General features: G+C 70.1%; 20 protein-coding genes. 9 read left to right on the forward strand and 11 right to left on the reverse strand.

Features of this window, described 5'->3' with window-relative positions; all coding sequences use genetic code 11:
* The first annotated feature begins 123 nt into the window (after positions 1-123).
* Complete coding sequence (locus OHS70_RS21665) at positions 124-915, forward strand: dioxygenase family protein (protein WP_328399525.1); 792 nt, start codon at positions 124-126, stop codon at positions 913-915.
* Positions 916-939: 24 nt separating this feature from the next.
* Here OHS70_RS21665 and OHS70_RS21670 read toward each other — a convergent pair whose 3' ends face one another.
* Positions 940-1,527: a GNAT family N-acetyltransferase gene (locus tag OHS70_RS21670; protein ID WP_328399527.1), complete on the reverse strand. Its 588-nt coding sequence runs from the start codon at positions 1,525-1,527 to the stop codon at positions 940-942.
* A 149-nt stretch (positions 1,528-1,676) separates the two neighbouring features.
* On the opposite strand from OHS70_RS21670, the gene OHS70_RS21675 reads away from it, so the two are divergent.
* Positions 1,677-2,693: a sigma-70 family RNA polymerase sigma factor gene (locus OHS70_RS21675; protein WP_328399529.1), complete on the forward strand. Its 1,017-nt coding sequence runs from the start codon at positions 1,677-1,679 to the stop codon at positions 2,691-2,693.
* A gap of 140 nt (positions 2,694-2,833) precedes the next feature.
* On the opposite strand, the gene OHS70_RS21680 is transcribed toward OHS70_RS21675, so the two are convergent.
* Positions 2,834-3,796 (reverse strand): helix-turn-helix transcriptional regulator, encoded by a 963-nt coding sequence (locus tag OHS70_RS21680; protein ID WP_328399531.1) that lies wholly within the window; start codon positions 3,794-3,796, stop codon positions 2,834-2,836.
* Between the two features lie 63 nt (positions 3,797-3,859).
* Between OHS70_RS21680 and OHS70_RS21685 the strand changes: the two genes are divergently transcribed.
* Positions 3,860-5,377, forward strand: coding sequence for an MFS transporter (locus OHS70_RS21685; protein WP_328399533.1), 1,518 nt, complete (start codon positions 3,860-3,862; stop codon positions 5,375-5,377).
* 85 nt (positions 5,378-5,462) lie between these two features.
* On the opposite strand, the gene OHS70_RS21690 is transcribed toward OHS70_RS21685, so the two are convergent.
* The 3 genes from OHS70_RS21690 to OHS70_RS21700 form a co-directional block, all read right to left on the reverse strand.
* The gene (locus OHS70_RS21690; RefSeq protein ID WP_328399535.1) at positions 5,463-6,278 is read right to left on the reverse strand and encodes a DUF6227 family protein; all 816 of its coding nucleotides are present in this window, start codon (positions 6,276-6,278) and stop codon (positions 5,463-5,465) included.
* A 104-nt stretch (positions 6,279-6,382) separates the two neighbouring features.
* Positions 6,383-7,435 (reverse strand): P1 family peptidase, encoded by a 1,053-nt coding sequence (locus tag OHS70_RS21695; RefSeq protein ID WP_328405808.1) that lies wholly within the window; start codon positions 7,433-7,435, stop codon positions 6,383-6,385.
* A 14-nt stretch (positions 7,436-7,449) separates the two neighbouring features.
* The gene (locus OHS70_RS21700; protein WP_328399537.1) at positions 7,450-8,673 is read right to left on the reverse strand and encodes a low temperature requirement protein A; all 1,224 of its coding nucleotides are present in this window, start codon (positions 8,671-8,673) and stop codon (positions 7,450-7,452) included.
* A gap of 266 nt (positions 8,674-8,939) precedes the next feature.
* Here OHS70_RS21700 and OHS70_RS21705 point away from each other — a divergent pair, with 266 nt between their 5' ends.
* Genes OHS70_RS21705 through OHS70_RS21730 form a run of 6 tightly spaced genes read left to right on the forward strand, consistent with a single transcriptional unit; the run spans position 8,940 to position 14,326 of the window.
* A complete protein-coding gene (locus OHS70_RS21705; RefSeq protein ID WP_443062636.1) occupies positions 8,940-10,064 on the forward strand; it encodes an MFS transporter in 1,125 nt (374 codons plus the stop codon).
* Positions 10,064-12,373 (forward strand): molybdopterin oxidoreductase family protein, encoded by a 2,310-nt coding sequence (locus tag OHS70_RS21710; RefSeq protein ID WP_328399539.1) that lies wholly within the window; start codon positions 10,064-10,066, stop codon positions 12,371-12,373. The genes OHS70_RS21705 and OHS70_RS21710 overlap by 1 nt, the downstream gene beginning before the upstream one ends.
* Before the next feature lie 8 nt (positions 12,374-12,381).
* A complete protein-coding gene (locus OHS70_RS21715; protein ID WP_328399541.1) occupies positions 12,382-12,981 on the forward strand; it encodes a 4Fe-4S dicluster domain-containing protein in 600 nt (199 codons plus the stop codon).
* Entirely contained in the window at positions 12,978-13,718 is a 741-nt protein-coding gene (locus OHS70_RS21720) for a QcrA and Rieske domain-containing protein (RefSeq protein WP_328399543.1), read from the forward strand. Before OHS70_RS21715 ends, OHS70_RS21720 begins: the two co-directional genes overlap by 4 nt.
* A complete protein-coding gene (locus tag OHS70_RS21725) occupies positions 13,715-14,086 on the forward strand; it encodes a hypothetical protein (RefSeq protein ID WP_328399545.1) in 372 nt (123 codons plus the stop codon). The genes OHS70_RS21720 and OHS70_RS21725 overlap by 4 nt, the downstream gene beginning before the upstream one ends.
* 33 nt (positions 14,087-14,119) lie before the next feature.
* Positions 14,120-14,326 (forward strand): hypothetical protein, encoded by a 207-nt coding sequence (locus tag OHS70_RS21730; protein WP_328399547.1) that lies wholly within the window; start codon positions 14,120-14,122, stop codon positions 14,324-14,326.
* A gap of 23 nt (positions 14,327-14,349) precedes the next feature.
* On the opposite strand, the gene mscL is transcribed toward OHS70_RS21730, so the two are convergent.
* The 6 genes from mscL to OHS70_RS21760 form a co-directional block, all read right to left on the reverse strand.
* A complete protein-coding gene (gene mscL / locus OHS70_RS21735) occupies positions 14,350-14,862 on the reverse strand; it encodes a large conductance mechanosensitive channel protein MscL (RefSeq protein ID WP_328399549.1) in 513 nt (170 codons plus the stop codon).
* A gap of 123 nt (positions 14,863-14,985) precedes the next feature.
* Complete coding sequence (locus tag OHS70_RS21740) at positions 14,986-15,504, reverse strand: RcpC/CpaB family pilus assembly protein (protein WP_328399551.1); 519 nt, start codon at positions 15,502-15,504, stop codon at positions 14,986-14,988.
* 240 nt (positions 15,505-15,744) lie between these two features.
* Positions 15,745-16,608: an S-methyl-5'-thioadenosine phosphorylase gene (locus OHS70_RS21745; protein WP_328399553.1), complete on the reverse strand. Its 864-nt coding sequence runs from the start codon at positions 16,606-16,608 to the stop codon at positions 15,745-15,747.
* Positions 16,609-16,688: 80 nt separating this feature from the next.
* Entirely contained in the window at positions 16,689-17,003 is a 315-nt protein-coding gene (locus tag OHS70_RS21750; RefSeq protein WP_328399554.1) for an FmdB family zinc ribbon protein, read from the reverse strand.
* Positions 17,004-17,071: 68 nt separating this feature from the next.
* Positions 17,072-18,343, reverse strand: a complete 1,272-nt coding sequence (locus tag OHS70_RS21755; RefSeq protein ID WP_328399556.1) for an MFS transporter — start codon at positions 18,341-18,343, stop codon at positions 17,072-17,074.
* 240 nt (positions 18,344-18,583) lie between these two features.
* Positions 18,584-20,095, reverse strand: coding sequence for a potassium/proton antiporter (locus OHS70_RS21760; protein WP_328405812.1), 1,512 nt, complete (start codon positions 20,093-20,095; stop codon positions 18,584-18,586).
* Between the last annotated feature and the right edge of the window lie 122 nt (positions 20,096-20,217).

Genomic DNA, 20,217 nt, shown 5'->3' on the forward strand with positions numbered 1-20,217 from the left:
AGGGTCGGATTAGCTTGAAGGTTCAAGTAGAACGCTTCAGGCGGTTGAAGCGGTTGAAGAAGAGATGCCGGCGAAAGTCGGCCAGGCGCGGAGCGCGTGCAGCCAGTCCCATCGGGAGCCGTCATGAATGCAACACCTGAGGCCCGGGCCGCGGCCCGCATGCCCGCCCTCTACCTCTCGCACGGTGCCCCGCCGCTCGCCGACGACCCCGTCTGGCCCGGCGAGCTCGCCGCCTGGTCCGCCGGCCTGCCGCGTCCCCGGGCGATCCTCATGGTCTCCGCCCACTGGGAGGAGGCGCCGCTCGCGCTCGGAGCGACCGAGGCCGTTCCGCTGGTGTACGACTTCTGGGGCTTTCCCGAGCACTACTACCGGGTGCGCTACGACGCGCCCGGCGCACCCGGCCTGGCCGACTCCGTACGCAAGCTGCTGCGCCGCGCGGGTACCCCGGTCCAGGACATCCCCGACCGGGGCCTCGACCACGGGGCGTACGTGCCGCTGGTGGAGATGTATCCCGGGGCGGACGTTCCGGTGCTCCAGATCTCGATGCCCACGCTCGACCCGCAGAAGCTGATGGAGATCGGGCGCAGGCTGGCGCCGCTGCGGGACGAGGGTGTGCTGATCGTCGGCAGCGGCTTCTTCACCCACAATCTGGCGGCGCTCCGGCATGCCGGGACACCCGGCTGGTCGGCGGAGTTCGACGACTGGGGGCGGCGGGCGCTGGCGACGCAGGATGTGGACGCGCTGCTCGACTTCGAGAACAAGGCCCCGGCGGGCCGGCTGGCTCACCCGCGCACCGAGCACTTCGCCCCGCTGTTCGTCACCCTGGGGGCTGCCCAGGGCGAGCTCGGGAGCGGCCGGAGCGTGATCGACGGCTTCTGGATGGGCCTGGCCAAGCGGTCCGTGCAGTTCGGCTGACCCGGCAGTTCGGCCGGGCTGCGGTCAGGGCAGCGCCGGGTCCCCCAGTCGCTTCTCGTACCAGGCGACGTCCCAGTACCGGCCGAACTTACGGCCGACCTGCTCGTACGTGCCGACGTGCCGGAAGCCGAAGCGGGTGTGCAGCGTCACCGAGCTCTCGTTCGGCAGCGCGATGCCCGCGTACGCCCGGTGCAGGTCCTCGTTCTTCAGGGCATCGAAGAGTTCCGTGTATAGAAGGGTGCCGATGCCTCGGCCGGTGGCCTCGGCGGCGCAGTAGACGCTGACCTCGACGGAGGTCGAGTACGCGGGCTTGGGGCGGAACGGGCTGCTGGTCGCATAGCCCAGGATGCGACCGGTCCGGGAGCGGCCCCCCGCCCGGAGGCGGTCCGCGGGAGAGCTTTCGGCATTTCGGACATCCTGAGCAACCAGAAGGCGGTAGGGGCCGTCTTCAGGGTGAGAGTGCAGCCAGGAGCGGCGCTGCTCAGGAGTGAACTGCGCCGTGTCGAAGGTGATGGGGGTCTCGCGGGCGTAGTGGTTGTAGATCTCCGTGAGTGCCGTCAGGTCGGCTTCCGTGCCTGCCCTGACCTGGACATCTGTACATTCCTGCGGCATCTGGCCTCCCCCTGATGGCCGCACAGGGTACTGCATGATCGCGAAAATCAATGCACCGTGTGGGAATTCTGTCCGGATTCCAGTCGTTGTTTCCATCGGATGCAGGGCACCCGGAAGGGTGTCGCGACCTACTCAGCAAGGGAGCACGCATGGCAACCCGTGCCGTCGCCCGTCGGCAGTCCGATGTTGGGGGCACCTCCAAGGCCGGAGGGTCCGAGAGGGCAAGCAGCGTTCGCGCCGTGGGCGGGGAGATCGCCGACCGCGACCTGGTCGGCATGTATCTCGATGAGATCGCGCGTACGCCACTGCTCGACGCCGCCAAGGAGGTCGAGCTTTCCCAGACCATCGAGGCCGGCGTCTATGCCCAGCAGATTCTCGACGGTGCAGTGGAGAGCGAGGCAGGGGGCGCCACGCGCGAGGAGCTCGAGGCCCTGGCGGCGCAGGGCGAACGCGCGAAGGACGTCTTCATCCGCTCCAACCTGCGCCTGGTGGTGGCGGTCGCGCGGCGTTATCCGCGCAGCGGTCTCCCGTTGCTCGACCTCATCCAGGAGGGCAACGCCGGGCTGGTCCGCGCGGTCGAGAAGTTCGACTACGCGAAGGGCTTCAAGTTCTCGACGTACGCGACATGGTGGATCCGTCAGGCCATCACCCGCTCCATAGCCGACCAGTCCCGCACCATCCGGCTCCCCGTCCACCTGGTGGAGGAGCTCGGCCGGATCCGCCGTGTCCAGCGTGAGTTCAACAGGGAGCACGGCCGGGACCCCGAGGCCGCGGAGATCGCGACCGAACTCGGCTCCACGGAGGAGCGGATCGCGGACGTCCTGGACTGGGCCCGTGACCCGGTCAGTCTGAACATGGCGGTGGACGACGCGGGCGAGACGCAGTTCGGCGATCTTCTCGAGGACACCTCGGCGGTGTCGCCCGAGCAGTCGGTGCTGACGCTGCTGCGCAGCGAGGAGCTCGACGGCCTGATCGGCAAGCTCGACCACCGGACGGCATCGATCATCCGCATGCGGTACGGCATCGAGGACGGCCGTGAGCGGACGCTGACGGAGGTCGGCAAGGAGCACGGCCTGACGCGCGAGCGGATCCGCCAGATCGAGAAGCACGCGCTGCTGGAGCTCAAGCGCATGGCCAGGGACACGGGCTTCGACGCGGCGGCATAAGGGTGGCGGCGTAAGGGGTCCGGCGACAGGCGGCCCCGGGGCGTACTCCCCGGGGCCGTCGATCTGGTGCCGCGTCGCGGGCAGGGTGCGTCGGCGGCCACGGCGGGGCGCCGGCAGCTGCCGGGGAGCCGGTCGCGTGGTCAGCTGGTGGCCCGCGTCAGCCGGGTCGCCAGATCCGTGACGTAGTCGCGCAGTGCCGCCGGGCCGTGAACCGTGAACTCGCAGTCCACCAGCGCCAGCCGCAGTGCGAGCCACTCCACCGAGTCCGCCGCCCGCGCGCGCAGCCGGCAGGTCTCGTCGCCGGTCGCGACCGGCGATCCCAGGGTCTCCGGCAGCCGCGCCGCCACGTACGACGCCGGGGCCGCGAAGCTCACGTCGAGCTCATGCTCCGGCTGGCGCCTCGACATCGAGTGGCGCAGCAGCTCCATCGCGTCGTCCCCCGACGGCACCTCCCGCGGGGTGAACCGCGCACCCGTGGCGAACGGCTCAGCGACCCGGTCCACGCGGAACGTACGCCAGTCCTCCCGGCCCAGGTCGTACGCGACGAGGTACCACCGGCGCCCCGTCGAGACCAGGCGGTACGGCTCGACCTGCCGGCGCGAGTCGGACCCGTCCCCCGCGCGGTACGCGAACCGGAGCCGCTCCCTCGCGGTCACCGTGCCCGCGATCACCGTCAGCGTTCTTGGGTCGATCGTCGCGCCGTCGCCCCTGGTGAGCGGGATCGTCGCGGCCTGGAGCGTGGTGACCCGGTGGCGCAGCCGGGACGGCAGCACCTGTTCCAGTTTGGCCAGGGCCCGCACCGAAGCCTCTTCGATGCCCTCGATGGCATGGCCCGCTCCGGCCCGCAGCCCGACCGCGATCGCGACGGCCTCCTCGTCGTCGAGGAGCAGTGGCGGCATGGCGGCGCCCGCGACCAGGCGGTATCCGCCGACCGAGCCTCGTGTCGCCTCGACCGGGTAGCCGAGGTCGCGCAGCCGGTCGATGTCCCGCCGGATCGTGCGCTGGCTGACGTCGAGGCGCTCGGCGAGCTCGCTGCCGGGCCACTCGCGCGGGGTCTGAAGGAGCGAGAGCAGATTCAACAGTCGTGCCGGGGTGTCGGTCATGTCACTCAGGATGCCCCGCGACTAGGTCATGAGCTGACCTATATGGACTCTAGTTTTCTTCCTATGAGTTCACAGCCCGCCGTAACGGATACGGCATCAGACCGCCGTCGCTGGATAGCCCTCGCCATCGTGATGACCGCGGCCTTCATGGACCTGGTCGACGTCACCATCGTCAATATCGCGATTCCCAGCATCAAGGGGGATCTCGGCGCGTCCTTCGGCGCGATCCAGTGGATCACGGCGGGCTACGCCCTCGCGTTCGCCGCCGGTCTGATCACGGGCGGCCGGCTCGGTGACATCTACGGCCGCAAGCGGCTGTTCCTGATCGGCATCACCGGCTTCACACTCGCCTCCGCGCTCTGCGGTTTCGCCGCGAACGAGGAGATGCTGATCGCCTCCCGCCTGCTGCAGGGCGCGACGGCCGCGCTGATGGTGCCGCAGGTGCTGGCGATCATCCATGTCACCTTCCCCGCCCATGAGCGCGGCAAGGTCTTCGGCATGTTCGGCGCGATCATCGGCCTCGGCGCGGTGTCCGGGCCGCTGCTCGGCGCGCTGCTGACCCAGTGGAACCTCTTCGGTCTCGAGTGGCGTCCGATCTTCTTGATCAACCTGCCGGTGGGCATCGCGGGTCTGCTGCTGGGCCGCAAGTTCATCACCGAGTCCCGGGCCCCCAAGGCGCTGCGGCTCGACCTGGTGGGTGTCGCGATGGTGACGCTCGCGCTGCTGATGCTCATCTACCCCCTGACCCGCGGGCATGAGCTGGGCTGGCCGCTGTGGGGCCACCTGTGCATGGCCGGCAGCGTGCTGGTGTTCGCCGCGTTCGTGGTCTACGAGAAGTACAAGACGCGCAAGGACGGTTCGCCGCTGGTCGAGCTGTCGCTGTTCAAGGTGAAGAGCTTCGCCGCCGGTGTCGCCGTCCAGCTGACCTTCGGCATCGTGATGGGCATCTTCTTCCTGGTCTGGACGCTGTACATGCAGGTCGGACTCGGCTGGAGTCTGCTGAAGGCGGGTCTGACCGGGGTGCCGTTCTCGATAGCGGTCTCCGCGGCGGCCGGGATGTCCGTTCAGATGCTGGTCCCGCGCTTCGGCCGGAAGGTGCTGCAGGCGGGCGCCGCGATCATGGCCTCCGGTCTGCTGATCTACATATGGGAGGCCGGCCGCTACGGCACCGGCATCCACCCCTGGCAGATGATCCTGCCGCTGGTGGTCATGGGTGTGGGAATGGGGCTGATCGTGGCGCCGCTGACGGACGCGGTGCTCTCGGACGTCCCGCGCGAGCACGCCGGCTCGGCGTCCGGTCTGATCAACACGACCGGCCAGATGGGCATGGCGCTCGGTCTCGGCCTGGTGTCGGTGGTCTTCTTCGGATCGGTCGACGAGGAGCGGATCATGCCGAACGGGATCGGCAAGGCGTACGCGGAGGCGTTCCAGAACTCGCTGTGGTGGGTGGCCGCGGTGCTGGCCGTGATCTTCGTGGTGATGTTCGCCCTGCCGGCCCGCCCCAAGCAGCATGTGGAGGGCGCGGAGGACGAGCCCGAGCCGGTGAAGGGCACCGAGCCGGAGCCGGTACTCGCGCACTGATACTCGTGCACTGGCGGGCCGAACCCGCCCGATGCCCGCGTCACTTCGGTGCCGCGGGCATCGTCGTGTCATGACGGCGACGAGGTCAGCGACGCACCTGCGCGCGGAGCTCCATCGCCTCGCGGGCGGTGTGCTCGGTGTCGTACACCTCGCACATATGGCGGCCGTCCGGGGTCGCCGTGTGCTCGACCTCCCACAGGCTCGTCTCCGTGCCGTCGAGCAGCAGGAACGCGTGCTCGTAGAGCGTGAAGCCCGCGTCCTTGCCCGCCACCCGGAACTGGCGGCCGAAGACCTGCGTGATGTGGTGGGCGAAGGCGGCCCGCAGCCGGCTCGCCGTCTCCTCGCCCGGCCGGTCCGCGTTCTCCGCGCGGCGCAGTACGCGGCGGGCGTGGTCCGCGGAGTCGTCGGGCACGTACCTCGGCGGGAGCGGGGCCGGGGGAGCGCACATCAGCGAGGCGAGCAGCTCCAGATCGGCGTCCAGGTCCGAGCCCATGCCCTCCTCGTCCGGGCCGCCGGGGCGGGCGAGGAACCCGGAGCCCGCGAACCCCGGGAAGCCGGCCGGCAGACGTGACGCGGCGAGGCGGGCCTCGCACTCGTCGGCGTAGGTCTCGTACTCGTCCGCGGCGTCCGGTCCGGTGCTGTGGACGAGCTCCCACAGCGTGAGCGAACTGCCGTCGCTGAGCAGATACGTGTGCCGGTAGGTGGCGCGGTGCAGTCCCGTGCTGTGGTGCGAGGAATGCAGCGAACTGGCGTGCGCCAGCGCCGACTCGAGCCGCTCGACCGTCTTGTCGGGCAGATCGAAGGAGTTGAGCGCCCGGCCCAGGAGTCGCTCGAGGTGCAGCTCGGTTGTCTCGTACGGTTCGTCGTGCTCGTCGCTCTGTCCGGTCGGCTCGTTCAACATGGGTCTCCAGGCCGTCGCCACACGTCACTTGCTGATTGCTAAACGTAGCGTCTGGGTCTGACAGCGCGTCCCGGGTTCGGCAAAACGAAGCGGCGCGAGGTGCGTCACTCGACGCCGTACAGCTCCCCGTACGACGGAAACGTGCCGCCCGGCCCGTCGACGCTGCGCGCCGCCAGCACCGCTCGTACGATCGCCCGGGTCACCACGTCCGCGCCCGCGGCCAGCACTTCGTTGAGGGCCAGGGGGTCGGCCGGGTCGAGGCGGGCGGTCCCCGTGGCGAGCGCGAAGACCGTGTCGCCGTCGTTGAGGAGATGGACCGGCCGTACGGCGCGCGCGATGCCGTCGTGCGCCGTGCCTGCCAGCTTCTGCGCCTGGGCGCGGGTCAGATCGGCGTCCGTGGCGACCACGGCCAGCGTGGTGTTCAGCGGCGCCGGTCCGTTGTTCTCGCGTGCCTCGGCCAGCCGCAGCTGCGCCGCCGCGTGGACGGCCGCGGGCGGCGTCGCGACGCGCTCGGCGAGCTCGGCCACGTAACTGCCGTACAGGGCGCCCGTCCGCGGATCGACCGCCGAGCCCGCCGCGTTCGCCACCACCAGCGCGGCGACCGTGATCCCGGACTCCAGGGCCGTGCTCGCGCTGCCGATGCCGCCTTTGAACTGCCCGACGACCGCGCCGGTCCCGGCTCCCACGCCGCCCTGCGCGACGGGTGCGCCCTCGGCCGTGGCCGCCGCCGCCTCGACCGCGGCGCGCCCGGTCGCCGCATCGGGTCTGGCCCGCCAGTCGCCACCGCGCCCCAGGTCGAAGACGCATGCGGCCGGGACCACCGGAACCACCTGCGAGGGGTCCTGTCCGACCCGTACACCGCGGCCCTGCTCCTCCAGCCAGGCCATCACGCCGGCGGCCGCGTCCAGCCCGAAGGCGCTGCCGCCCGTCAGCACCACCGCCTCGATGCGCTGGACCAGATTGCGGGGGTCGAGCGCATCGGTCTCCCGGGTGCCCGGTCCGCCGCCCCGTACGTCCACGGCTGCCACCGCCCCGCCCTCGGGCGCGAGGACGACGGTCGTGCCGCTGAGCGCACGGTCCCCGGGAACCTGCGCGTGACCGACTTTCAGGCCCCGCACATCGGTGAGCCCGTCCGTCGCCGCGTCATTCCTGTCCATAACGGCCATGCATATCACCGTAGTTGGGGTCGGGTGGGACGGGCGTGACGGGTGGTGAGCGTCACACCGGCCGCGACGGTCGCGGCGGAGACCAGTCCGGCGGCGAACACCGCCCACTGACCTGCGAAGGTGCAGGCCAGGATGGCCAGCCCGCACATCGGCAGTGTCAGTTGCTCCGCCACGCCGCGCTTGAAATGGCGGGAGTGCAGCGCCCACACGACCAGGACGAAGGCCGCGGCCGGGATCGTGACGGTGGCCGCCGCGGCGGTGGTGGAGACATGGGCCTTGTGGACCGCCTCCTCCACCGCGACCTCCAGGCCCGCTCCGATGGCGGCGGCCGAAGCGAAGATCAGGAGATGCCCGTAACCCCAGGGAATGGCCTCACGGTTGGAGTTGAGCCGCTCGTGGGCAGGCACCGCGAAGTAGACCCACCAGGCGGAGAAGACGATGAGAAGTCCGCCGCACGCGATCGGCAGCAGCTCGAACACGGCATCGGTCTCGTCGAGCGCGGACTGCACACCGGTGGTGGCCGCGTACATCGTCTCGCCCAGCACGATCAGGGTGAACAGGCCGTACCGCTCGACGATGTGGTGCGGGTGCCACGAGGTCTGGTGGTCCCGCTCGGCGATCACCGGAACCAGGAGTTCGGCCACCACCGCAACCAGGAACAGCCAGCGCCGCATGCCTTCGGGGGCGGCCAGCAGCGCCACCCAGGCCGCCTGGCAGATGACGAGGCCGGCCGCGTAGCGGGTATTGGTGCGGCGGGCAGGCCCCGGCGGCTCGGATGCGGCGGCACGCAGCCACTGGGCGGTCAGGGCGACCCGCATCAGCAGATAGCCGATGACGGCGATGGTCCAGTCGTTGTCCGCGAAGGCACGCGGCACGCCGGCCGCGTAGACCAGCACGCCGCTGATCTGGATGAACGTCGCGAGGCGGTACGGCACGTCGTCGCAGTCGTAGGCGGACGCGAACCAGGTGAAGTTCATCCAGGCCCACCACACGCCGAAGAACACATAGCCGTAGCCGAGGATGCCGGTGGCGTAATGCCCCTCGGCGAGGGCGTGCACCAGCTGCACCCCGGCCTGGCCGACCGCCACGACGAAGCAGAGGTCGAAGAACAGCTCCAGCGGTGTCGCCGCACGATGAGGTTCGGCGCGGCTGCGGGCCTTCATACGGCGCAGCGGTCGGGAGGCCGGGCCCACTCCTGCGCGAGGGTCCGGTGCGGGGGCGGACGTCATCGGCCCAGCACAGCAGAGCAGGGGGCCACTGCCCGGTGGGACGCGCGCGCCGCCGCGCCCGGTCACTCGGTCACCGCGCACGCCGCCCGGTCCGATGGTCTCGAGGTCGTGAGGTCCGGGGGCCCCGGAGGCCCGGGATCTGCGCCGCGCGGGGCCGAATCCAGCTGAGCGAGGAGCCGTCTGAGCGACGAGCCATCTGAGGGACGAGCTCACTCCGCCGACCGGCAAAAGGGGTCAAAGGGTATGTGCGGCCCTACCGTGGCCCCGTGACCGAGCCACCGGAGCCCCCCGACGACGTACCGGCGAAGCCGTCCGCGCGGCCGACCGAGCCGCCCCCGCCCCCCGCGGCCGGGTCCGACTCGGCCCGCCCGCTTCCCGTCCACCTGCGCGCGACGGCGGCCGGCAGCATGGTGTCCGTACTGCTGATTCTGGCGATCGTCTTCGGCAGCCGACTGCTGAAGGACTTCGACGCAGCCCTTCTGCCCTACGCCGTCGCCACGGTCTTCCTCGCCTTCGGCGTGGCCCACCGGTACACCGTGTGGGTCTCCTCTCCCGGAGCACGCCGGCTCTTCAAGCAGAGTCGGCGCAGTCTCCTCTCGGTCGAGAACTTCCGCCGCGCCCCCGTTGCACTGCCGAAGATGATCGCCACCTATCTCGGCTTCCAGAAGTTCCTCGGCGCCCGCTCGCACGCCCGCTGGGCCGCCCACCAGCTGATCTTCTGGGGCTGCATCCTCGCCGCGCTGATCACCTTTCCGCTGACCTGGGGCTGGTTCACCTTCACCTCGAACACCGGGTCCGGTCCCGGCTACGAGATGCGGATCTGGGGCCTGGAAGTGATCGGCTTCGATGCGCTCGGCTTCTTCGGCTGGGTCATGTTCCACGGCCTGGACCTTGCGGCGGTCCTTGTCATCCCCGGCGCCTCGTACTTCCTGTGGCGGCGGATGAAGGACCGCGGCGCCATCACCGGCCAGCGTTTCGCCTATGACCTGGTCCCGCTGATCGCTCTGATCGTCATCTCCGTGACAGGGCTGCTCCTCACTTTCTCGTCGATCTTTCTGAACGGTGGCGGCTACGAGTTCCTGGCGATCCTGCACATGGTGTCGGTGGTCTTCACGCTCATCTACATCCCGTTCGGCAAGTTCTTCCACATCGTCCAGCGGCCGGCCGCGGTCGGCATGCAGCTGTTCAAGTACACGGCCCGCCAGGACGAGCAGATCTTCACCTGCCGCCGCTGCGCCCTGCCCATCGACACGGCCCCTTATGTCGAGAACCTCAGAGGCACCATGCGCGACCTGAAGCTCGACTTCGACCAGTGGGCCGAGTACTGCCCGCGCTGCAAGCGCGTCCTGCGGGGCACCGCGTATCTCACCCAAGTGAAGAAGGGCTACTAGTGACTCCCGACGAGTCCGCCACCGTCCCCGTCGACCCCTCCATCGCCCCGCCCGGTACCCGTAACTTCCGTGACGCGGGCGGCATCCCCGCCGACCGGTGGCACGCCGACCAGACCGGCGAGACCCTCGTCCCCACACACTGCTGCTTCTGCGGAGTGCAGTGCGGCATGTATCTCCGCGTGAACAGCAAGGGCAGGGTGTTCGGCGTCGAACCCCGCAACCACGACATCAACCGCATGCGCCTGTGCCCCAAGGGCATCAACGCCTATCAGCAGGTCAACCACCCCGACCGGCTCACAGCTCCGCTGATGCGCCGCTCGCGCGACGAGCCCTTTCGCGAAGTCTCGTGGGAGGAGGCCCTCGACTTCACCGCGGCCGAGGTCCGGCGCATCCAGGCCGAGTACGGCAATGACGCCTTCGGGCTGTTGGGCGGCGCCAGCCTGTACTCCGAGAAGACCTACCTCGTCGGCAAGTTCGCCCGGGTCGCGCTCAAGTCCCGGCACGTCGACTACAACGGCCGCCTCTGCATGGTCTCCGCGGCCGGAGCCAACAAGCTGGCCTTCGGCATCGACCGGGCCGGCAACCCCTTCGCCGACATCCTCCTCACCGACTGCCTGCTGATCGCGGGCTCCAACGTCGGCGAGTGCTTTCCCGTGATGACCCAGTATCTGTGGGGGGCCAGGGACCGCGGAGCCTCGCTGATCGTCGTCGACCCGCGCGAGACCGCGATCGCCCGCACCGCCGACATCCATGTGGCGATCAAGCCGGGCACCGACTCGGCGTTCTTCAACGCCGTGCTGAACGTCGTCATCGAGGAAGGCCTGACCGACGAGGCCTATCTCGCGGCCCATGCCACCGGCTGGAACGAGGTGAAGGCCAAGGCCGCCGAGTATCCACCGTCCCGCGCCGCCGGCATCTGCGGTGTCCCCGCCGGACAGATCGTCGAGGTCGCCCGCGCCTTCGCCGCCGCCGACCGGGCCATGGCCTGGCACGCCCGCGGTATCGAGCACCACTCCCAGGGTGTCGAGAACTGCCTCTCCGTGATCAACCTGTGCGTCGCCACCGGCAACATCGGCAGACCGGGCGCCGGCTACGGAACCATCACCGGCCAGGGCAACGGCCAGGGCGGTCGCGAACACGGCCAGAAGTCCGACCTGCTGCCCGGCGGCCGCTCGATCATGAACGACGAGCACCGCCGGCAGATCTGCGAGATCTGGGGCATCGAGGAGTCCGAACTCCCGCCCGCAGGCACGTCGATGATGGAAATGATCTGGCAGATGCAGCGCGGTGAGATCCGCGGACTGATCGGCATCTGCAACAACCCCTTCGTCTCCCTTCCCAACTACCAGGTGGTCAAAGAGGGTTACGACGCCATCGAATTCCATGCCCAGTTCGACTTCTTCCTTTCCGAGACCGCCGCCAACGCCCATGTCGTCTTCCCCGTCACCACCTGGGCGGAGGACGAAGGCGTCATGGCCAATGCCGAAGCCCGCGTCATCAAGCACAACAAGGCCCAGGAACCGCCCCCTGGCGTGCGCACCGACACCTGGGTGATCTGCCGGCTCGCGCAGCGCCTCGGCGCGGGCGACAAGTTCGCGTTCACCAGCTCGCGCGAGGTCTTCGACGAGCTGCGCGTCGCTTCCGCCGGGACCGTCAACGACTACTACGGCATCACCTACGAGCGCCTGGAGGAGACCGGCGGTATCGCCTGGCCCTGTCCGGCCACCGACCACCCCGGCACCCCGCGCCTGTTCGAGGACGGGAGGACCTACCACCCCGACGGCAAGATCCATATGCAGGCCGTCGACTGGCACCCGCCGATGGACCCGTACAGCGACGAGTACCCCATGTCCCTCACCACCGGCCGCACCGTCGCCCACTTCCTGTCCGGCAACCAGACCCGCAGACTCGGCGCACTCGTCGAACAGACTCCGCGCCCCTGGGTCGAGGTCCACCCCTCTCACGGCTTCCGCTCCGGCGAGCCGGTGCGTGTCGTCACCCGCCGGGGCGGAGCGGTCTTCCCCGCCCTGGTCACCGATGCCATCCGCCCCGACACCGTGTTCGTGCCGTACCACTGGCCCGTCCCCACGGCGGCCAACGTACTCACCATCGATGCGCTCGACCCCCGGTCCAAGATCCCCGAGTACAAGGTGTGCGCCTGCCGTATCGAGGCGGCCGAACAGATCGACGAGGTGCCCGCGCCGCCCGTCGCGCCGGGGCATGTCCCCTACCCGGAGGCCCAGGTCTCCCGCACCGACCCCCTGCCCCCCACCTCGCCGCAGGGCCGCGGCACTGCCGAGAGGAGCTGACGCCCGCCATGATGGGCAGAACGATCTTCATCGACCCGGGGCGCTGCATCGGCTGCCAGGCCTGTGTCTCGGCCTGCCGCGAGTGCGACTCTCACCGCGGCAAGTCCATGATCCATCTCGACTACCCCGACGAGGGGCACTCGGTCGCCTCCCTTCCCACGGTCTGTATGCACTGCGAGGACCCCATTGCCCCGTGCGCCGAGGTCTGCCCCGCCGACGCGATCCTGGTCACCGCCGACGGGGTGGTGCAGCAGGCGGACACCACGCGCTGCATCGGCTGTGCGAACTGCGTCAACGCCTGCCCCTTCGGCGTACCGAAGATCGACCTCCAGGCGAAGCTGCAGATGAAGTGCAACCTCTGCTACGACCGCACCGCCTACGGCCTCGCTCCCATGTGCGCCACGGTCTGCCCGACCGGCGCCCTGTTCTACGGCACCGTCGAGGAGCTCCAGGCCGAACGCCCCGGCGTCCAGGTCGCCGACTCCTTCACCTTCGGTGATGTCGTCGTCAAAACCGGCGTGGCCATGGTCGTGCCCGCCGAGAAGGTCCGGTGGCCAGTGCCCGGCGGACTGCCGGTGATCGAGGTGAACGGAATGGATGTCCGATGAGCGTCACCGCACCGCCGCCCGGCGAAGGGCCCGTCCAGCACTTCCCGGACGCCGCCCAGGAGGCGCTCCACGACCGGATCGCAGCCGACTCGCTCACCACTCGCCGCGACTATCTGCGCATTGTCGCGACGGTCTCCGGCGGCCTCGCCGTCGGCGGCATCGGTGTAGCCGGCGGCGTACTGCACCGGCACGGTGACAACGAGGGCGTACCCAGGCCCAAGAAGATCGCGGATGCTCTCGCGCCCGGTGAGTCCCTGGCCTTCCGCTACCCCGGTGACGAGGACCAGGCCGTCGCGATCCGGCTGCAGGACGGCACACTCGTCGGCTACTCCGCGGTCTGTACGCATCTGGCCTGCGCCGTGCTGTTCCGTGCGGACCGGGGGCTGGAGGGCGAGCTGCTCTGCCCTTGCCACGACGGCGTCTTCGACGTCCGGACCGGTGATGTGACCGCCGGCCCGCCACCGCGGCCGCTGCCCCGGGTGATCCTCGACGAGGATGCCTTCGGCAGTGTGTGGGCCGTCGCGACCGCCCGTTCCGGCGAGAACGACAAGGACGCCTGGTGCCGCCAGTTCGCCGAAGTGGCACCGGACCGCGCGGCACTGATCGGCTGCCCTGGGGCGGTGGGCGACTCGGAGACCGGGACGTCGGCCGAGTCCAGGTCCACGCCGCGCCCGGGGACGACGCCGGAGCGCGGCATGCGGTCGCCGTCACCGTCGACCGAGCGGGGCGGGAGATGAGCGACGACACGAACCTGCCGCCCCGTCCGGCGTACCGCCCCGGCAGCGCCGAGGCCCGGCTGAACCGGCCCATGCGTGAGCGCTATCCGCAGATCCGCCCCACCAGCGGCTACGGCGATCCGCGGATCACGCGCACCGGGCCCGGTCCCGGCGCCGGCGGTGAACAGGAGCCCGAACGCTCGTCGATGCTCACCGCGCGGCTGGCGCTGGCGGGCACTGTGGTCGTCGGACAGCTCTGGGGTCTGACCGTCGTCGTCAACGAATGGATGCAGGGAGAGACCGCAACAGCCTGGTGGGGTGCGGGATTCCTGTGTCTGTCCTTCCTGGTGGTCCTGGCGCTGTGGTGGCTCGATCCCAGGGACCGCTGACCGCGGCCCGGCCCGCCGCCGTACCCTGGAGACATGAGCGCCGCCCCCGCCCCCGGACCGCGAGCTGCGAAGCAGCTCCGGCAGCAGCACCCGAAGCCGAAGCTGATCTTCGACGATCCGCTGGACCAGCAGTCCTCGGACGATACGGACCGCGGGTGGGGCGAGCGGCCTTCCCCGAGCGGCGACAGCGCCGCCGATCTGGCGCGTTTCCTCGACGAGAAGCCGCCCCACCACATCTGAGGCCTCAAGGCCCCGCGCCCGCACTACCGGCTGTCGGCGGGCCAGGTCGTGCCGGTGGTGCCCGCCGTGCCTGAGGCACTTGTGCCCGTGCCGCGCTGTGCCACCAAGGCGTCGCGTATCTCCTTGAGAACCTCCAGCTCGGTCACCTCCAGCGTCTCCTGTACGCCTTCCCTCGCCTTCTGCATGGCGGCCCGGCGCGCCAGGTACTTCGACATCGGCAGCACCATGAGGAAGTAGACGACCGCCGCCGTGATCAGGAACTGGAGGGTGGCGCCGAGCACCGATCCCCACATGATCTGGATGCCCTGCACCTCGCCGTTCACGACCTCGCAGGTGTCCTTCAGACAGGAGGCGTAGGAGTCCAGGTCCTTCGTCCCGAACGCGCCGACAAGCGGATTGATCACGCCCTTCACCACCGCGTTCACGATGTTGGTGAAGGCGGCGCCGATGACGACCGCGACCGCGAGGTCGACCACGTTGCCGCGCAGCAGGAAGGACTTGAAGCCCTCCAGCACGCTCGTCTTCTTCTCGCTCACGAATGAGCCTCATTTCACATGTGCAGTAGGGCAGTGGGGATGGTGCGAAACCTACGGCAGGGTCCTGTCGCGCTGTCCAGTCCGCGTCTGTGAACAGGTGGATCGGCGGCGCGAGGGCGGCGGTCAGCACACCGTCACCGCCAACCGGGAGTTCGCTCCGGCGCCCGCCAGCTTCACCGCAGTGGTCCGCGGGACGGCCAGGACAACCAGCGCACCGCCGTCCGCGGAATTCTCGTGAGCCTGGGGAACGTCAGCCACCCGAGCCCCCGAGGCCACCACCTCCGCCCTTGAGGCCTCCCCCGCAGGGGAGTCGGCGGACGCGATCACATCCACCCGGTCCCCCGGCCGCAGCAGCCGGACCGTCGCGGCGTCCGCGATCCGCACCGGAGCCGACACCAGGTCCGTGGCCGGCCGCCGATGCTGTGCCGCCGGTGCCGCTGCCGTCAACGCGCCCGTACCCGGCCCGCGTTCGCCGCTCGGTCCCAACGGGCCGGCCGGGCCCGTCGAGCCCTGGGCACTCGAAGCGGCCAATGCGGCAGCCGTCACCGCCAGTCCCGCGGCCATCGCCCGCCGGCGCCTGCCCATCGCCCGCCGCAGCCGCTGAGCTCCGCCGCGCACCCGCAGCGGAGCGAACAGCGGCACGCCCAGCGGCTCCGGCGCTGAGGAGGACGGGGAAAACGGGGAGGAGGACGGGTGGGACCGGGAAGCGGAGGAGGAAGAAGAAGGGGGAAGCGACATGTCGAGTACCGCCTGTCTGCCGTAGGGAGAGTTGCCCGCCGGTCCGTGACCGGCCGCTCCCCACGATCCACGCTTCGTGCCCGCCCTGCTCGCGCCTGTGGACGGCCCCGCGCTTGTGGACAACTTGCTCACCCCGCAGGGTGATTACGGCAGCTGGAACCCCGGGTCGAGACCCTCCAGCGCGCCCGTGCACAGACAGTCCCGCGACTCGTTGGACGGCAGCCCCGCCACCGCGTCGAAGAGCACGGACCGCAGCCGGTCCACATTGGCGGCGAACACCTTCAGCACCTCCTCGTGGGAGACGCCCTCCCCCGCCTCGGCGCCCGCGTCCAGGTCCGTGACCAGGCTCATCGACGTGTAGCAGAGCTCCAGTTCACGCGCGAGCACGGCTTCCGGGTGGCCCGTCATGCCGATCACGGACCAGCCCATCGCCGCGTACCACCGCGACTCGGCCCGGGTCGAGAACCGCGGCCCTTCGACGACCACCAGCGTTCCGCCGTCCACCGGTTCCCAGTCCCGCCCGCGAGCCGCCGCGAGCGCGGCCTTGCGACCCCGCGGGCAGTACGGGTCGGCCATCGCGACATGCACGACGTTCGGGACCGTGCCGTCGGGCAGCGGCAGCCCGTCGAAGTACGTCTGTGTGCGGGCCTGCGTACGGTCCACCAGCTGATCGGGCACGAGCAGGGTTCCGGGGCCGTACTCCGGCCGAAGCCCGCCGACCGCGCACGGGCCGAGCACCTGCCGTACACCCACGGACCGGAGCGCCCACAGATTGGCGCGGTAGTTGATGCGGTGCGGCGGCAGACTGTGGCCGCGCCCGTGCCGGGGCAGGAACGCGACCCGTCGGCCGGCGATCTCTCCGAGGAACAGGGAGTCGCTGGGAGGGCCGTACGGCGTCTCGACCTGGATCTCGGTGACGTCTTCCAGGAAGGAGTAGAAGCCCGAGCCGCCGATCACACCGATCTCCGCGGAGCCGGAGGCTGCTGCTGCGTTCTCGTTGGTCGCCATGCCGATCACAGTAGCCGCCCGCGAAACGCCCGGAACCCCGCCGTACACACTGCGACGGCGGGGTTCTCGGAAGGCGGTTGTCAGGCGGCGGAGTCGGACGAGCTCGACGGCGAGGACGCGGTCGACGAGGAAGACGACGGCGTGGGGGCCGCGCTCTTCGAGTCGGACGACTTCGACGTGGACGACGACGTCGACGAGGGTGAGCTGCTCGACGACGCACCACGGCTGTCGTTGCGGTAGAAGCCGGAGCCCTTGAAGACAATCCCGACTGCCGAGAACACCTTCTTCAGGCGTCCGTCGCAGCTCGGGCACACGGTCAGGGCGTCATCGGTGAACTTCTGCACCGCCTCGAGGCCCTCGCCGCATTCGGTGCACTGGTACTGGTAGGTCGGCACTTGTCTTCCTCCTGGCACTCTCACTCAATGAGTGCTAACGACGGTCCATAGTGACGTATTCCGCCGGATCAGTCCACCGCCACAGGCACGCGGTGACCGATCCCACGTGCTGCGACCCGTCCCGTCGCCCTCGGCGACAGCCGCGAGCGCAGCGCGACGAGGGTGGTCAGCGCGAGCACGGTGCCCACCAGCGGGACCGCGAATCCGGCGCTCGCGCCGTACCCGTCGGCGAGCTGCCCGGCCACGGTCACGGCCGCCGCCTGGCCCAGTGCCACCGCGCCGGTCAGCCAGGTGAACGCCTCGGTGCGCGCCGAGGCCGGTACGAGGGAATCGACCAGCGTGTAGCCGATGATCAGCGCGGGCGCGATGAACAGGCCCACCAGCAGGCCCAGCGCGCCGAGCAGCACCACGGAGTGCGCGGTCCACAGCAGCGACGCGGCGACCGTGAGGCCCGTGTAGCCGAGCACCAGGCGGCGCCGCGGCCCGGTCTTCCAGGCGATGGCGCCGACGGCGACGCCGGCCAGCATGTTCCCCGCGGCGAAGAGCCCGTACAGCAGGCCGTTCATGCCCGGCTGCCCGATCTCCTCGGTGAACGCCGTCAGCGAGACCTGCATACCCCCGAAGACCGAACCGATGCCGAGGAAGGCCACGGCAAGGACCCGTACCCCAGGCACCGACAGCGCGGACACGCGTCCTGCGCGGCCGTCCAGGGCGGGGCGGCCGTGAGTGGGCTGCGTACGGCGCTGGGCGGCGAACAGCAGGCCGCCGGCCAGTGTGAGCCCGGCCTCGGCGGTCAGACCCGCGGCGGGATGGACACCGGTGCACAGGGCGGTGGCCAGGACCGGTCCGACCACGAAGGTGAACTCGTCCGTCACCGATTCGAAGGCCGCGGCCGTCGGCAGCAGCGGCGACCCGGGGAGCCGGGCCGCCCAGCGGGCCCGCACCATCGGCCCGACCTGCGGAACCGAGGCGCCGGTCGGCACGGCCGCCGCGAACAGCGCCCACAGAGGCGCGTCCGTCAGTGCCAGGACGATCAGCAGGGTCACCGACGCGGTGTGCACGAGTACGCCGGGCATCAGCACGGCGCGCTGGCCGAAGCGGTCGGCGAGCTTGCCGCCCTGCGGCGCGAACAGCGCCATGGAGACACCGGTGACTGCGGCGGCCGCACCGGCGCTGCCGTAGGAGCCGGTGGTGTGCTGCACAAGCAGAACGATGCTGATGGTGAGCATCGCGAAGGGCTGCCGGGCTGCGAATCCGGGAAGCAGGAACGTCCAGGCTCCGGGGGTACGGAGCAGCTGCCCGTAGCCGGGGCGCTTGTCGGAAGCGACCGTGGATGCCACGGTCCGTGCCTTTCTGCCGCCTGGTAGCGCTCGCCGGGGTGCCGGAGAGCAGCCGAGAGCTGTCCTCTTGCGCGGAACTGCGGTAGATACCGGGGTCCACTGCGGGGACTCCGCGGCCGCCATACGGTCGCGCCAGCTCTGCGTCAGGCAGAGTTGGTCGATCAGTGTGGCCTCATGGTACAGGGGTGGACGGCATATGCCACCTGGGAAATGGCGGAAATCGCTGATGTGTGCCTGGGATTAACGGGTTCTCCGGGGTGTGCTTCCACCCGTTCCGAGCCAGTCGGCCAGCTTGCCGCCCTGTCCGACCGCCCGCAGCCGCCGTTCGGCGCTGTCCCGCACCGGGTCGGTCGCCACCACCAGCAGCTCGTCGCCGTGCCGCAGCACGGTCGTCGGCAACGGCACGAAGCTCTTGCCCTCCCGTACGACCAGGGTGACCGCGGCCCCCGGCGGCAGCCGCAGCTCGGCGACCTCGACGCCGTGCATCTTCGAGGCGTCGGGGATCGCCACCGACAGCAGGTGTCCGCGCAGCCGCTCCAGCGGGGCGGACTCGATCCCGAGGTCTGCCGCCTCCGGGGTGTCGCCCAGCTTCAGCGCCTTCGCGAGCCACGGCAGCGTCGGCCCCTGGATGAGGGTGTAGACCACGACGAGGATGAAGACGATGTTGAAGATCCGGCCGCTGCCCTCCACCCCGAAGACCATCGGGATGGTGGCGAGGATGATGGGCACGGCGCCGCGCAGCCCCGCCCATGACATCAGGACCTGCTCCTGCCAGGGGATGCGGAAGGGGATCAGGCTGATGAACACCTCCAGCGGGCGCGCGGCCATGGTCAGCACCAGGCCCACGATCACGGCGGGCCAGAAGTCGCCGGGCAGCTCGTGCGGGGTCACCAGCAGGCCGAGCAGCACGAACATGCCGATCTGGGCGATCCAGCCGAGCCCTTCGGCGAATCCCCGGTTGGCGGGCGCGTGCGGCAGCTTGGAGTTGCCGAGCACCATCGAGGCGAGATAGACGGCGATGAAGCCGCTGCCGTGCGCCATGGCGCCGGCGGCGTAGGCGACCACCGCGATGGCCATGACGGCGATCGGGTACAGGCCGGAGGCGGGCAGTGCCACACGCCGCAGCCCGAAGGCGCCGAGCCAGCCGGTCGCCAGTCCGATGGCCGCGCCGATCGCCAGCTCCAGCGCGATCTTCCCGATGAGCACGTACCACTCGTCGGTCGGACCGGAGGTCGAGAAGGCGACGACCAGGATGACGACAGGAGCGTCGTTGAAACCCGACTCGGCCTCGAGTACAGCCTTCACCCGGGTGGGAAGCGGCACCTTGCGCAGCACGGAGAAGACGGCGGCGGCGTCGGTCGAGGAGACGACCGCGCCGATGATCAGGGCCTGGCGCCAGTCGAGCCCCACCAGATAGTGGGCGGCAGCGGCCGTGACCCCCACGCTCACCGCGATGCCCACGGTCGACAGCATGACCGCGGCGGGCAACGCCGGTCGGATCTCCTTCCACGTGGCGCTCAGACCACCCTCGGCCAGAATCACCACAAGTGCGGCATATCCGATCACCTGCGTCAGATTCGCGTCATTGAAGCCGACGTCGCCGATGCCGTCCCGCCCCAGAGCCACCCCGATGCCCAGATACAGCAGCAGGCTGGGGAGCCCGCTGCGGGACGAGATGCGCACGGCTGCAACGGCGATGAGCAGAACGAGCGAGCAGATGAGCAGGAGTTCGTTGAGATCGTGGACAGTCAGTGGCCGATCCTTCCCCTCACGCCGGCGTGCCGGACGGCCGCTCCGGTTGGTGTGACGGCCCTCGACACTTCGTTACCTTACCTAATCTTTAACGTTCTCTTGACGGGCTGATGGTCTGCCCG

It is taken from the genome of Streptomyces sp. NBC_00390 (assembly GCF_036057275.1).
GTDB lineage: Bacteria > Actinomycetota > Actinomycetes > Streptomycetales > Streptomycetaceae > Streptomyces.

Excerpts from the sequence above, each read along its gene's own strand:
- OHS70_RS21665 (WP_328399525.1), top strand. The coding sequence starts at position 124 with ATGAATGCAACACCTGAGGCCCGGGCCGCGGCCCGCATGCCCGCCCTC.
- OHS70_RS21670 (WP_328399527.1), bottom strand. The coding sequence starts at position 1,527 with ATGCCGCAGGAATGTACAGATGTCCAGGTCAGGGCAGGCACGGAAGCC.
- OHS70_RS21675 (WP_328399529.1), top strand. The coding sequence starts at position 1,677 with ATGGCAACCCGTGCCGTCGCCCGTCGGCAGTCCGATGTTGGGGGCACC.
- OHS70_RS21680 (WP_328399531.1), bottom strand. The coding sequence starts at position 3,796 with ATGACCGACACCCCGGCACGACTGTTGAATCTGCTCTCGCTCCTTCAG.
- OHS70_RS21685 (WP_328399533.1), top strand. The coding sequence starts at position 3,860 with ATGAGTTCACAGCCCGCCGTAACGGATACGGCATCAGACCGCCGTCGC.
- OHS70_RS21690 (WP_328399535.1), bottom strand. The coding sequence starts at position 6,278 with ATGTTGAACGAGCCGACCGGACAGAGCGACGAGCACGACGAACCGTAC.
- OHS70_RS21695 (WP_328405808.1), bottom strand. The coding sequence starts at position 7,435 with ATGGACAGGAATGACGCGGCGACGGACGGGCTCACCGATGTGCGGGGC.
- OHS70_RS21700 (WP_328399537.1), bottom strand. The coding sequence starts at position 8,673 with ATGACGTCCGCCCCCGCACCGGACCCTCGCGCAGGAGTGGGCCCGGCC.
- OHS70_RS21715 (WP_328399541.1), top strand. The coding sequence starts at position 12,382 with ATGATGGGCAGAACGATCTTCATCGACCCGGGGCGCTGCATCGGCTGC.
- OHS70_RS21720 (WP_328399543.1), top strand. The coding sequence starts at position 12,978 with ATGAGCGTCACCGCACCGCCGCCCGGCGAAGGGCCCGTCCAGCACTTC.
- OHS70_RS21725 (WP_328399545.1), top strand. The coding sequence starts at position 13,715 with ATGAGCGACGACACGAACCTGCCGCCCCGTCCGGCGTACCGCCCCGGC.
- OHS70_RS21730 (WP_328399547.1), top strand. The coding sequence starts at position 14,120 with ATGAGCGCCGCCCCCGCCCCCGGACCGCGAGCTGCGAAGCAGCTCCGG.
- OHS70_RS21745 (WP_328399553.1), bottom strand. The coding sequence starts at position 16,608 with ATGGCGACCAACGAGAACGCAGCAGCAGCCTCCGGCTCCGCGGAGATC.